This window comes from Tsukamurella ocularis (assembly GCF_965138335.1).
GTDB lineage: Bacteria > Actinomycetota > Actinomycetes > Mycobacteriales > Mycobacteriaceae > Tsukamurella > Tsukamurella ocularis_A.
The window spans coordinates 20,874-34,001 of the sequence record NZ_CBCSDV010000008.1; the positions used below are offsets into that span (position 1 = coordinate 20,874).

The window sequence follows — 13,128 nt, forward strand, 5'->3', positions numbered from 1 at the left end:
GTCGTCGGCACCCTGGGTAGCAGTAACGAACCGATCCCGGCACCCGAAAGACCTGATATGCGCAACGACCTTCCGACCACGAATCCCGACGCCCTGACGCAGCCACTGTCGCTGCCGCGTCGCCAGCGCGGCGTGCGGGGCACCGTCAACCGTGTCCTCGACGGCTTCGCCCCGCGCGTGGAGAACCGCGCGATGCTGGTGAAGATGGGCCGCGGCCGCCCCAGCCTGGTCGGCGATCACCGGCGCGGCAACCACATCACGCAGGCCTTCCACCTGGGCTGACGCTCGCGATCACGCGAAGCGCGCGAGCCGTTCCGCAGCCGCATCGGTCCCGCCCGTGCGCGCGATGGTGCGCCGCTCGTCGTCGAGCTGCTCCCCGTACGTACGGGCGTAGGAGGCGCGCACCAGCCGTCGCGCCTCGCCGAGCGCGGGATGCGGGCCCGCGAGGAGCCGTTCGACCGCGGCGGCGACCTCGGCCTCCAGCACGTCCCCCGGGACGGCGCGGTCGATCAGCTCCCACGCGGCGGCGGTCCGCGCGTCGATCCGCTCGCCGTGCAGCAGCATCCGGAGCGCGCGCCGCATCCCCACCGCCTTCGGGAGCAACGCCGAGACACCGCAGTCGGGACTCAGCCCGACGCCCGCGTACGCCGTGGAGAAGTGCGCCGACTCGGAGGCGATCGCGACATCGGCGGCCAGCACCAGCCCGAGACCGCCGCCCGCGACCGGCCCCTGGATCGCGGCCACTACCGGGACCGCCACCTCGTTCAGAGCGGCGAGCGAGCCGTGGATCGTGCCGGCGAGGCGATCGAGCATGGCCCCTCGATCCTCGGCGGCGACCATCGCCTTGACGTCGCCGCCGGCGCAGAAGAACCGTCCCTCGGCGCGCAGCACGACCACGCGCACGGCGTCGTTCTCCGCGATCGATCGCACCACCTCGACGAGCGCGTCCGCGAGGGGCTGGCTCAGCGCGTTCGCGGCGTCGGGCCGCTGCAGGGTGATCGTGGCGACGCCCCGGTCATCGACGTCGAAGCCCAACCCCGCGTCGTCCACCGCCGCGCCGCTGCCGATGCCATCCACCACTGGATCCTTCTTCCGCCGTGAGAACCGTTCGCGCCCAGACTCTCACAGACCGCCGGGACCACTGAGCCGTACACCCATGTCCGCGATCGTCGCGACCACCTCCGCTTCGTCCATCGGGACTGCGCCGCCGAGCCAGCGGGTGAGCACCTCCACGGTGCCCGCCACGACGAACCACGACGTCACCTCCGCGCGCCGCGCGCCCCGGTCCGCGTAGATCCCCGCAGCCAGCAGCTCGCTGAAGACCCGGAACGCGCGGTGGCGGTGCTGCTCCAGCACGGCCACCCGCGGCGCCTCCTCGAAGAGCCGGGCGGTGCGGGCGTCCTCGGCCAGGATGCGGGCCAGGATCTCGACGGTGCGCCCGATGCGCCGATGGACATCGTCCTCGCCGTCGAGCACCGTCGTGACACGCTCGCGGATCACCTCCAGCAGCCCGTCGAGCGCGGCCAGCAGGATCTGCTCCCGGTCCGCGAAGGCCTCGTAGAAGTACCGCTTGGACAACCCCGCCCGCTTGGCGACCGCGTCCGCCGTGACCGCCTCCACGCCGGCGTCTCCCACGACGTCCAGACACGCCTCGAGCAACTGCGCCCGCCGCGCGGACCGTCGATCCTCCGCACTGATTCCCCGCCAGGGCCGCACCACCTCGTCCACGGATCAATCTTGACACACAACCGTTCTTAGTTCATGGTCAATTCCAGGAACGACTGAGTTCCAACTTTTCGACGGGCCCAGGGAGACGCCATGCACCCCACACCGACCACCCCCTCCGACGCTCTGATCAGCGCGGCGGCGCTGCGCCGCCGGATGGACGCGCTCGACCCCGAGGCCGATCACGAGGAGCTCACGCACCTGAGCCTCGAGGTCAAGTACGGCGACGGCCTGTTCGTGCACGCGGCCTACACCGTCGCCTTCGCGCGCCAGGTCGCGCTCCCGTCCATCGCCCGGATCGTCTACCGCAAGGGCACCGGCGACATGATGAAGGACGTCCGCCGCCGCAACGACGACACGCTCGTCTTCTTCGGAGAGATGCTCCGCAACGGCCACAGCTCCGCCGCCGGGCGCGCCGCGATCGACCGCATGGAGTCGATCCACTCCCACTTCGGGATCAGCGACGACGACAAGCTCTACACCCTCGCCTCCCTCGCCCTCGAACCCGACCGGATCGCCGACGAGCTCGGCCTGCACCTGTTCACCGGCGGCGAGCGCCTGGCCCGCTTCCTGTTCTGGCGCGGCGTGGGCGTCCGGATGGGCTTGGAGGTGCCGGAGAGCAGGTCGGAGTTCCTCGAGTGGGCGCAGGCCTACGAGTGCCGGTACGCCTACACCGAGGGCGGGCGAGCCCTGGTGGACCAGCTCTCCGCGGACTGGCGGGAGCGCTGGTTCCCCGGCCGCGCGGCCCGCTACGCCGATCCCGTCCTGTTCAGCATCTACGGCGAGCACCTGTGCGCGACGCACCGGCTGGACGCACCGTCTCCGCGGACACGCGCCCTCACCGCCCGCGCGATGCGGGCCTACGCCGGCTCGACCGCCGCCCGGCCGCACCGCCTCCAGCGCTCCTGGGTCGACCATTTCGGCGGCAGGCACGACGAACCGCTCGACATCGCCGATTACGGCTACCGCTCGCGTGCACGAGTGCGTGCATGACCCACGAAGACAACGGTGTCCGCGTCACCGTCGACGGCGCCGTCGCCACCCTCACCCTCGATCGGCCCGAGATCCGCAACGCTCAGGACCCCGTCCTGTGGACCACGATGGCCGCGGCGATCCGCTCCTTCGGCGACGACATCCGCGTGGTCGTCGTGCGCGGCGCGGGCGGGACCTTCTCCGCGGGCCTGAACCTGCGCCTGCTCGACCCGGCGCGCACCGGCGAGCCCGGCAACCTGGTGGATGTCGTCGCCCTGTCCGACGAGGGCGCCCGGCACGCGATCGGCGTCTTCCAGGAGCCCTTCGCGCTGCTCGCCGACGGCCCCTTCCTCACGATCGCCGTCGTCGAGGGCCACGCGATCGGCGCGGGCTTCCAGCTGGCGCTCGCCTGCGACCTGCGCCTCGCCGCCGACACCGCACGGTTCTGCATGAAGGAGCCCGCGCTCGGCCTGGTGCCCGACCTCGCCGGGACGAAGCCGCTGGTCGAGGCCGTGGGTTATGCACGGGCCCTGGAGATCTGCGCGACCGCGCGCACCGTCGAGGCCGACGAGGCCCTGGCGCTCGGCCTCGTCCAGCAGTGCGTGCCCGCGGCGGAGGTCGACGACGCCCTCACCGCGCTCATCGGTGCGCTCACCGCGCACGACGCCGTCGCCGTGCGGGAGACCCGGGAGCTGCTGCGAGCGGCGCCCGGGCGGAACGCGCGCGAGCAGCGGCTGGCGGAGCGGACCGCGCAGATCCCGCTGCTGCGGCGTGCGGTGCAGCGGCTGGGCTAAGAAAGGTCCCGGAAGCCGACGGTGTGCCGGTACTCGCCGCGGGGCAGGCACGCGGAGCCGACCTGCGCGCGCGCCTGCTCGATGACGGGGGTGACCGGGTCCAGCACCGAGAGGTACTGGCGGTGCTCCGCGAGCGATTCGACGGCGCGCTCGGTGAACCCGGTGACGTCGACGATGTACGTGGGCTCGGGCGCCGTCTGGTACGCGGTGACGCCCGCCTCCGCGGTGGCATCGGCGACCGCCCGGGTGAACTCCATGTGGTCGCTCTGGTTCGGCGCGCCGGGCGCCCACTCCGGGCCGCCCCACAGCGTGATCACGATGTCCGGTGCGTACCGGGCGATCGACTTGCGGACCGACTCCCGCAGTTCGGGTGTGTTGGTCACCTCCGAGTCGGGGTAGCCCCAGAACCGCACCTCGTCGACCCCGACGACGGCCGCGGACCGGCGTTGCTCCTCCTCGCGGACCGGCCCGGCGGTGCCGGGCGTCATGCCCTCGATGCCCGCCTCGCCGGATGTCGCAAGGCCGTAGGCCACGGTCTTGCCCTGGGAGGTCCAGCGGGCGACGGCCGCCGCCATGCCGTACTCGGGATCGTCGGGGTGCGCCACCAGGACGAGTGCTGTGGTCCAGTCCTCGGGGAAGATCTGCGGCTCGCTCACGGGCTCCACGCTAGAGGCCGGGGCCCGTCAGCGCAGCAACTCGACGGACACGCCGTCGGCGAACCGGTAGGGCTGCGCCGCGATCACGCCCGACAGCACGCGGCGCAGGCGCGAGATCTCGGCGCGCACGGTGACCACCCGGCCGGGATCGCCGAAGAGCGCGTCGGCGAGCTGCGCGGCCGTGTGCCCGGCACCGTCGGCGAGGAGGGCGAGGATCTGCGCGTGCCGCGGCGAGGGCTGGTACCGCCACGCTCCCCCGCCGCCCGTGACCGCGACCTCCGGCGCGCGGCCGGGCCGCAGGTCCAGGGTCACCCGGGTGATCGTCTCCCGCCCGTCGGCCGGATCGGGTTGCAGCAGCCACCCGCCGGGCAGCGGGTCGACGGTGCACAGCCCCAGCTCGGGGAGCCGGACCGAGGGACCGGCCAGATCGGCGGGCAGCGTGACACGCGATCGCGGCGACAGGTCGCCGACCGCGGCCACCCAGCCGTTGACGTCCACGGCGAGCGCGGGGCGGCCGAGACCCGCCAGCATCGGGGCGGCGACGGAACGCAGCCGCTCCAAACCGGCGAGATGCGCCTCGCGCAGCCGCGATTCGGCGAGCTTGGCCACGGTCGAGACCAGCGCGAGGGTCGTCGGATGCACCGTCGCGGCGGGCCCCGAGACGTCGACCACCCCGAGGATGCGGCCCGTGTGCACATCGCGGATCGGCGCCCCGGCGCAGGTCCAGGCGTGGTGGCTGCGGGCGAAGTGCTCGGCGGAGAAGATCTGCACCGGCGTGCGGGAGGCGATCGCCGTGCCGATGGCGTTCGTTCCCACCTGGTCCTCGGCCCAGCCCGCGCCCTCGACGAAGCCGAGCCGGTCCGCGTGCGCGAGCACGCGGGTCGAGCCCGAACGCCACAGCACCCGCCCGAACCGGTCCGCGACGACGAGGATGTTGTCGCCGTCGGCGGTGAGCGGCGCCAGGCCCGCCGTGAGCTCGTCGAGCACCAGACCGAGCCCGGACTCCTGCCGGCCGAGCTCGACGTCCACCCAGCCGAGCGCGGGACCCGGGTCGGTGTCGGGGGCCAGCCCCGCCGCGCGCACCCGGTCCCAGGAGTCGCCGATCACGCCCCGCGGCCGCGCCGGCGGCCGCGAGCCGCTCATGGTCGCGTCGTACACCTGCGAGAGGAGGCGCGCGTAGCGCCGCGGATCCTCGCCCGCCGACATCGCCGGTTCCGTCATCCCCGTCCCCTTCCGCACCGGATCAGCGGTAGACCAGGCCGCCGTCGATGAGAACGGCCTGGCCCGTCATGTAGTCGGAGTCGGGCGAGGCGAGGTGGGAGACGAAGGCCGCGACGTCCTCCGGGGTCTGCGCCCGGCCGAGCGCGATACCGCCGACGAACCGGTCGTAGGTCGCGCCGACCTCGGCGCCCGTGAGCTCGGCGAACCGGCGGTCGATCTCCACCCACATGTCGGTGCCCACCACGCCTGGGCAGTAGGCGTTCACCGTGATGCCGTGCGTCGCGTACTCCTTCGCGGCCGCCTGGGTGAAGCCGCGGACCGCGAACTTGGTGGCGCTGTACGCGCCGAGCATCGCGAAGCCCTCGTGCCCGGCGATCGACGCGGCGTTGACGATCTTGCCGCGCACGCCGCGCTCGATGAAGGAGGCCGCCGCCGCCTGGATGCCCCAGAGCACGCCGTCGACGTTCACGGAGAACAGCCGCCGCAGCTCGTCGGGTGTCACGTCCGCGACCGGCCCGACGAGTGCCACGCCGGCGTTGTTGACCATCACGTCGAGGCCGCCCAGCGCATCGACGGCGGCCGCGAGGACGCCGAAGACGGCGTCGCGCTGGGAGACGTCGGCGGTGAGCGCGACGGCGCGACGGCCCGTAGCCCTGATCTCCTCCGCGACGGCCTCGACGCCGTCGGCCGTCAGGTCGACCAGTGCCAGGTCGAAACCATCGGCGGCGAGCCTGCGCGCGATGCCCGCGCCGATCCCTCGTCCCGCTCCCGTCACCAGTGCGATGCGTGCCATCGTGCGTCCCTTCGTCGGCGTGCTCACCCCAGTCTATGTGACCGGGGACACACGCGGCAAAGGTTGCGCGGGGTTGCGGCCGTACGCCGGATCAGCGCAAGGTCTCGACGATCGCGGCGTCCGCGAAGCGGTACGGCTGGGCGGCGATGAGCCCGGAGAGCACCCGCCGCAGCCGCGAGATCTCGGCGCGGACGGTGACCACGCGCGCCGGGTCGCCGAACAACGACTGTGCGACCTGCGCGGCGGTGTGTCCCCGACCATCGGCGAGCAGCTCGAGGATCTGCGCGTGCCGGGGCGTGAGCTGGTGCCGCCACTCGCCCGTGGCCCCGGCGACGGTCACCGACGGGCTCCGTCCGGCACGCAGGTCGAGCGTCACGCGCGTGGCGCCCTCGCGGGGCTCGTCGGCAACGGGCCGCAGCAGCCATCCACCGGGCAGCGGTTCGACGGTGCACTGCCCGAGCTCCGGGAGCCACAGGTGCGCCGAGTCGACGGCGCTCGGGAGGGTGACCCGGGTGCACGGCGCGAGCTGTCCCACCGCGGCGACCCAGCCGTGGGAGTCGACGACGAGGCCGGGCCCGGCGAGGCCCGCGAGGAGCGGGGCCGCGACGGTGCGCAGCTGGTCGAGCCCGGCGAGATGGGCCTCGCGCAGCGTCGCCTCGGCGAGGCTCGCGACGGCGGCGACGAGCGCCAGCGTGGTCGGATGCACAGTCGAGGCGGGGCCGCTGACGTCGACCACCCCGAGCACCCGACCGGTGCGGCGATCCCGGATCGGCGCGGCCGAGCAGGTCCACGGGTGCTGGTTGCGGGCGAAGTGCTCCGCCGAGAAGGTCTGGACCGCGGCGCGCGAGGCCAGCGCGGTGCCGATCGCGTTCGTCCCCACGTCGTTCTCCGACCAGGCGGCGCCCTCGACGAAGCCGAGCCGGTCGGCCTCGCGGAGCACCCGCGTCGAACCGCTGCGCCACAGCAGTCGACCTTCGGCGTCCGAGACGACGAGGATGCTCGACCCCGCGTCCGTGATCGGGGCCAGACCGGCGGTGAAGTCGTCGATGAGCCCCGCCAGGCCGGACTCGCGGCGCAGCCGGGCCAGATCGGCGGAGTGGATCGCGGGAGCGGCACCCGCATCGGGACGCAGACCTGCGGCGAGGACGCGCTCCCAGGAGTCGCCGATCACCTCGCGCGGCCGCGCGGGCGGCCGCTCCCCGGACATCGTCGCGTCGTACACCTCGGCCAGCAGGCGCGCGTAGGTCCGGGGGTCCTCTCCGTGCGCCACCGCCGGCTCCACTGCGTGTGCCACCCCTCGATTCTGCATCGCCGCTCATCGCAGCAGGGGCGATCGCCCAGAACGGTGCAACGGGACGCAACCCTTGTAACCCCCGTCACACAAGGCGTGTGATTCACACCACAGCACCACACAGAACGTGAAGGAGTAGGACATGACCGCGATCGCGGAATCGACACCGGACGTCGCCACCGGCCCCCAGGAGCGGGTCGACGCCTGGCTCGCGAAGTTCGAGGCCGCGCTGGCCGCGGGCGACGTCGCCGCGGCGGCGGACCTGTTCGAGCCCGGCGGCTTCTGGCGCGACCTGGTGTCGTTCACCTGGAACCTGCACACCAGCGAGGGTCGCGACCAGATCGCCGCGATGCTCACCGAGCGGCTGGACGGCACGGCCCCGAGCGGCTTCGCCACCACCGACCCCGCGTCGGGCGACGACGTCGCCGAGGCCTTCATCGGCTTCGAAACCGGCGTGGGCCGGGGCAAGGGCCACCTGCGCATCCGGCAGGGCGACGACGGCGTCGACCGGGCGTGGACGCTGCTGACCACGCTGCGTGAGCTCAAGGGCCACGAGGAGTCCTTCGGCACCAACCGCCCCATGGGCGCGGTGCACGGCGCGCACAACGCCGCGCCGACATGGGCCGAGCGCCGCGAGCAGGAGGAGGCCGAGCTCGGTCGCTCGGTCCAGCCGGACACCCTGGTCATCGGCGGCGGCCAGGGCGGCATCGCGCTCGGCGCGCGGCTGCGGCAGCTCGGCGTGCCGGCGCTGGTGGTCGACAAGTACGACCGCCCCGGCGACCAGTGGCGCGGCCGCTACAAGTCGCTGTGCCTGCACGACCCCGTCTGGTACGACCACCTGCCGTACCTGCCCTTCCCCGCCAATTGGCCCGTCTTCGCCCCGAAGGACAAGATCGGCGACTGGCTGGAGATGTACACCCGCGTCATGGAGGTGCCGTACTGGTCGCGCACCGAGGCGCTGTCCGCGTCGTACGACGAGGCCAAGGGCGAGTGGACCGTCGAGGTGAACAAGGACGGCGAGCGCCTGACGCTGCACCCCAAGCAGCTCGTGCTCGCGACCGGCATGTCGGGCAAGCCGAACATCCCGGACTTCCCCGGCATGGACGTCTTCGCCGGCGAGCAGCATCACTCGTCGAAGCACCCGGGACCGGACGCCTACGCGGGCAAGAAGGTCGTCATCATCGGCGCGAACAACTCGGCGCTCGACATCAGCAAGGCGCTCATCGAGGCCGGCGCCGAGGTGACCATGGTGCAGCGCAGCTCGACGCACATCATCAAGTCCGAGTCGCTCATGGAGCACGGCCTGGGCGATCTGTACAGCGAGCGCGCCCTGGCCAACGGCGTGACCACCGACAAGGCGGACATGATCTTCGCCTCGCTGCCCTACAAGATCATGAACGAGTTCCAGAAGCCGATCTACGACAAGGTCCGCGAGATCGACGCCGACTTCTACAAGGGCCTCGAGGACGCCGGCTACGAGCTCGACTTCGGCGACGACGATTCCGGCCTGTTCATGAAGTACCTGCGCCGCGGCTCGGGCTACTACATCGACGTCGGCGCCGCCGGGCTCATCATCGACGGCTCGATCAAGCTGGCCAAGGGCGGCGTCGATCACCTGACCGAGGACGCGGTGGTGCTCAAGGACGGCACCGTCCTGCCCGCCGACCTGGTGGTCTACGCGACCGGCTACGGCTCGATGAACGGCTGGGCCGCCGACCTCATGGGCCAGGAGACCGCCGACGTGCTGGGCAAGTGCTGGGGCCTCGGCTCCGAGACCACCAAGGACCCGGGCCCGTGGGAGGGCGAGCAGCGCAACATGTGGAAGCCCACGCAGGTGCCCGGCCTCTGGATGATGGGCGGCAACCTGCACCAGTCGCGGCACTACTCGCTGTACCTGGCGCTGCAGCTCAAGGCCCGCTACGAGGGCATCGACACGCCCGTGTACAAGTTGGCCGAGGTGCATCACACCAGCTAGTCACTCCATAGACTCCGGCCCCGTCGACCTGTTTCTCGGTCGACGGGGCCGGCTCCATGTCAGGAACTAGCGCAGGACGGCGCCGACCATCGCCGACGCCTTCGCCACTGCGGCGTCCCGGGCGGCGGATGCCTCGTCCTCGGTCAGCGTGCGATCGCCCGCGCGGAAGCGCAGCGAGAACGCCATGGACTTGCGGCCCTCGCCCACCTGCGCGCCCGTGAAGACGTCGAACAGCGAGATCGCCTCGAGGAGCTCGCCCGCACCGTCGGCCAGGGCGGCCCGGACGGCCTCCGCGGGGACGGCGGCGTCGACGACGACCGCCACGTCCTGCAGCACCGCCGGGAACGGCGAGACCACGGGCGCGGGCAGGTTCTCCACCAGCGGGACGGCGTCGAGGTCGAGCTCGACGGCGCAGGTGCGGGCCGGGAGCCCGGCGCGCTCGAGCACCGCGGGGTGCAGCTCACCGGCGTGGCCGATCACCACGTCGCCGGCCAGGACCTCGGCGCAGCGGCCCGGATGGAACGGCGCGAACTGCGCCGCCCGGAGCGTGAGCTCGATGTTGCTCGCGCGACCGATCTCGCGCACGGCCTCGAAGGCGTCCGCCGCGTCCGCGGCGCGGCCCTCGCCCCACGGCCCGGCGGGGGTGCGCCGGCCGGCGAGGACGACGGCGATGTGCTCGGGCTGGCTCGGCAGCGACGCGTTGAGCTCGTCGATCTGCTCCGCGGTCGGGCGGCGGTCGACGGGGATCGGGTCGACGGCGACCGTCGACTCCGACGGCAGCACGACCTGGGCGATCGTGTACAGCGCGAGGTCGCGCTGGCCGCGGGAGACGTTGCGCGCCAGGATCTCCAGCAAGCCGGGCAGCAGCGTGGTGGCGAGCGACGGGCGGTCCGACTCGAGCGGGTTGAGCACCTTCGTGGTGTTCCGGCGCGGGTCGTCGGCCTCCAGGCCCCAGGTGTCGAAGACGCCGGCGGGCAGGAACGGGCTGGTGAGCACCTCGACGTGACCGGCGTGCGCGAGCGAGCGGCTCACGGTGCGGCGGCGACGCTGCCGGGCGCTGAGGCCCCGGCCGCCGGGGGCGGCGGGCAGCACCGGCGGGATCTGCTCGAGGCCCTCGAGCCGCAGCACCTCCTCGACGAGGTCGGCCACCATATTCAGGTCGGGACGCCACGTCGGCGGGGTCACCGTCAGGCTGCTCTCCCCCTGTACGGCACACCCGATCTGGGTGAGGCGGCGGACCGTCGTGCCCGGGGCGTACGTGATGCCCGCGACGCGGTCCGGGCGGTCCGCGGCGATGGTCACCTGCGGGCGCTCGGAGTAGCCACCGAGGTCGGTGATCTCACCGACGACGGTGCCGCCGGCGATCTCGGTGAGCAGGCGCGCCGCCTCCCGGACCGTCCACACGGAGATGGCGGGGTCGACGGTGCGCTCGTAGCGCTTGGCCGCGTCCGAGCTGAGCTTGTGCCGCTTGCCGGTGCGGAACACCTTGACCGGGTTCCAGATCGCGCCCTCGAGGATCACGTTGACGGTCTCGTCGCCGACCTCGGTGGTCGCGCCGCCCATGACGCCCGCGAGCGACACCGGACCGGTCTCGTCGACGATGACCGCGTCCTCGGGGTCGAGCTTCCGCTCGACGTGGTCGAGGGTCTCGATGGTCTCGCCGGCGCGCGCGGCGCGCACCGTCAGACCGCCCCGCACGAGGTCGGCGTCGAAGGCGTGCAGCGGCTGGCCGCTGAGCAGCATGAGGTAGTTGGTCACGTCGACCGCCGCGCTGATCGGGCGCACGCCGGACGTGAGGAGGCGGCGCTGCAGCCACCACGGGCTCACAGCCTTCGGGTCGATGCCCTCGACGCGCAGCGCGGTGAAGCGGGTGCAGCCGGACTCGGGCTCGACGGTGACGTCGACGCCCCCGGCGCCCGTCCCCTGCTCGGGCAACGGCGTGGTGATGTCGGTGAAGGGCAGGTCGTAGCCGCACGCCAGTTCGCGGGCGAGGCCGCGCACCGAGAAGGCGTACCCGCGGTCGGGCGTCACGTTGAGCTCGATGACGGTGTCGTCCATGCCGAGGACCGGCTTGGCGTCGGCGCCGGGCTCGGCGGTGCCCGCCGGCAGCACCAGGATGCCGGAGTGATCGGTGCCGAGTCCGAGCTCCGAGACCGAGCAGATCATGCCGTCGGAGATGTGGTCGTACGTCTTCCGGGTGGCGATCTCGAAGCCGCCGGGCAGCACCGCGCCGGGCAGGGCCGCCACGATGAGGTCGCCCTCGGCGAAGTTCCGGGCGCCGCACACGATGCCGCGGGGCTCGGCCTCGCCGACGTCGACCTGGCAGAACCGGATGGGCTTGCGGAAGTTCGTGAGCTCCTCGATGTGCGCGACGCGGCCGATCTTCAGCGGGCCGGTCACGGTGTCGAGCGAGTCGACCTCCTCGACCTCGAAGCCGACGCGCACGAACCCGGCGTCCAGCTCGTCGGCCGTGACGCCCCAGTCCGGGGTGTCGCGGCGGAGGATCTCGGTGAGCCATGACTGTGCAACGCGCACGGTGGAAGTCCTTCTCCTGGGTGAATTCTGCGGTGCTGGGGTGCGCCGGCGTCAGCCGCGGACGCCGAAGGGCAGGGTGAAGCGGACGTCGCCCTCGACGATGTCACGCATGTCCGAGAGGCCGGTGCGGAACTGAAGGGTGCGCTCGAGCCCCATGCCGAAGGCGAAGCCCGAGTACTCCTCGGGGTCGATGCCGCAGGCGCGCAGCACGTTCGGGTTGACCATGCCGCAGCCGCCCCACTCGATCCAGCCGGCGCCTCCCTTCTTGTTCGGGAACCACACGTCGACCTCGGCCGACGGCTCCGTGAACGGGAAGTAGTTCGGCCGCATGCGGGTGGTGGTCTCGGGGCCGAACATCGCCTTGGCGAAGGCCTCGAGAGTGCCGCGCAGGTGCGCCATCGTCAGGCCCTTGTCGACCGCGAGGCCCTCGACCTGGCTGAACACCGGGGTGTGCGTGGCGTCCAGCTCGTCGGTGCGGAAGGTGCGGCCGGGGCAGGCCACGTAGATCGGCACGTCGCGGGTGAGCATCGAGCGCACCTGCACCGGGGAGGTGTGGGTGCGCAGCACCTGGCGCGAGCCCTCGGGCGCGACGTAGAAGGTGTCCTGCATGGAGCGGGCCGGATGGTCCGGCAGGAAGTTGAGCGCGTCGAAGTTGAAGTGCTCGGTCTCGACCTCGGGCCCCTCGGCGATCTCCCAGCCGATGCCCACGAAAAAGTCGGCCACCTCGTCGGCGATGATGCTGACGGGGTGCCGCGCGCCCTGCGGCGCGCGGGCGGACGGCAACGTCACGTCGATCGACTCGGAGACCAGCACCGCCGCGTCGCGCTCGGCGTCGAGCACGGTCTTGCGCTGCTCGTAGGCGGCGCGGGCGCGGCCCTGCGCGACGTTCACCCGCTTGCCGGCGTCCTTGCGCTCCTCCTTCGGGATGGAGCCGAGGGCGCGCTTGCTGAGCGCGAGTGGAGACTTCTCCCCCAGGTGCGCGAGCCGGGCCGCGTTCAGGGCCTCGAGGTCGGACGCGGCGTCGAACGCCCGCGCGGCCTCGTCGGCGAAGGCGTCGAGCGCGGCTTCGCTGAGGTCGTCGACAGGGGCGATCTGGTCTTCCGACACTGCTCTGGGCTCCTCGGTGAGGGTGGGACGGTACCCGACCAGACTAGTCGACGGCGTTC

The 13,128-nt window shown here is 72.6% G+C and carries 12 protein-coding genes; 4 read left to right on the forward strand and 8 right to left on the reverse strand.

Going from position 1 to position 13,128, the window contains the following annotated elements:
* Positions 1–57: 57 nt before the first annotated feature.
* Positions 58–282: a hypothetical protein gene (locus tag ACNAYW_RS09470; protein ID WP_068520430.1), complete on the forward strand. Its 225-nt coding sequence runs from the start codon at positions 58–60 to the stop codon at positions 280–282.
* A gap of 9 nt (positions 283–291) precedes the next feature.
* Here the strand turns inward: ACNAYW_RS09470 and ACNAYW_RS09475 are convergent, their stop codons facing one another.
* Positions 292–1,077 carry an enoyl-CoA hydratase/isomerase family protein gene (locus ACNAYW_RS09475; RefSeq protein ID WP_415849455.1) on the reverse strand — a complete coding sequence of 262 codons (786 nt, stop codon included), beginning with the start codon at positions 1,075–1,077 and terminating at the stop codon, positions 292–294.
* 45 nt (positions 1,078–1,122) lie between these two features.
* Complete coding sequence (locus ACNAYW_RS09480) at positions 1,123–1,728, reverse strand: TetR/AcrR family transcriptional regulator (RefSeq protein WP_415849456.1); 606 nt, start codon at positions 1,726–1,728, stop codon at positions 1,123–1,125.
* A gap of 90 nt (positions 1,729–1,818) precedes the next feature.
* Between ACNAYW_RS09480 and ACNAYW_RS09485 the strand changes: the two genes are divergently transcribed.
* Entirely contained in the window at positions 1,819–2,718 is a 900-nt protein-coding gene (locus ACNAYW_RS09485; protein ID WP_415849457.1) for a DUF2236 domain-containing protein, read from the forward strand.
* A complete protein-coding gene (locus tag ACNAYW_RS09490) occupies positions 2,715–3,491 on the forward strand; it encodes an enoyl-CoA hydratase/isomerase family protein (RefSeq protein WP_415849458.1) in 777 nt (258 codons plus the stop codon). The genes ACNAYW_RS09485 and ACNAYW_RS09490 overlap by 4 nt, the downstream gene beginning before the upstream one ends.
* Here ACNAYW_RS09490 and ACNAYW_RS09495 read toward each other — a convergent pair.
* The 4 genes from ACNAYW_RS09495 to ACNAYW_RS09510 form a co-directional block, all read right to left on the reverse strand.
* Positions 3,488–4,147: a PIG-L deacetylase family protein gene (locus ACNAYW_RS09495; protein ID WP_415849459.1), complete on the reverse strand. Its 660-nt coding sequence runs from the start codon at positions 4,145–4,147 to the stop codon at positions 3,488–3,490. The genes ACNAYW_RS09490 and ACNAYW_RS09495 overlap by 4 nt on opposite strands.
* 27 nt (positions 4,148–4,174) lie before the next feature.
* The gene (locus tag ACNAYW_RS09500; protein ID WP_415849460.1) at positions 4,175–5,368 is read right to left on the reverse strand and encodes a GAF domain-containing protein; all 1,194 of its coding nucleotides are present in this window, start codon (positions 5,366–5,368) and stop codon (positions 4,175–4,177) included.
* Positions 5,369–5,390: 22 nt separating this feature from the next.
* On the reverse strand, positions 5,391–6,161 hold the full coding sequence (locus tag ACNAYW_RS09505) for an acetoin reductase (protein ID WP_415849461.1): 771 nt from the start codon (positions 6,159–6,161) through the stop codon (positions 5,391–5,393).
* A 91-nt stretch (positions 6,162–6,252) separates the two neighbouring features.
* Positions 6,253–7,455: a helix-turn-helix domain-containing protein gene (locus tag ACNAYW_RS09510; protein ID WP_415849462.1), complete on the reverse strand. Its 1,203-nt coding sequence runs from the start codon at positions 7,453–7,455 to the stop codon at positions 6,253–6,255.
* Positions 7,456–7,594: 139 nt separating this feature from the next.
* Here ACNAYW_RS09510 and ACNAYW_RS09515 point away from each other — a divergent pair, with 139 nt between their 5' ends.
* Entirely contained in the window at positions 7,595–9,427 is a 1,833-nt protein-coding gene (locus ACNAYW_RS09515) for a flavin-containing monooxygenase (protein WP_415849463.1), read from the forward strand.
* Positions 9,428–9,493: 66 nt separating this feature from the next.
* Here ACNAYW_RS09515 and pheT read toward each other — a convergent pair whose 3' ends face one another.
* Positions 9,494–11,962 (reverse strand): phenylalanine--tRNA ligase subunit beta, encoded by a 2,469-nt coding sequence (gene pheT, locus ACNAYW_RS09520; RefSeq protein WP_415849464.1) that lies wholly within the window; start codon positions 11,960–11,962, stop codon positions 9,494–9,496.
* A gap of 51 nt (positions 11,963–12,013) precedes the next feature.
* On the reverse strand, positions 12,014–13,069 hold the full coding sequence (gene pheS, locus ACNAYW_RS09525; RefSeq protein ID WP_068626366.1) for a phenylalanine--tRNA ligase subunit alpha: 1,056 nt from the start codon (positions 13,067–13,069) through the stop codon (positions 12,014–12,016).
* Positions 13,070–13,128: the final 59 nt, after the last annotated feature.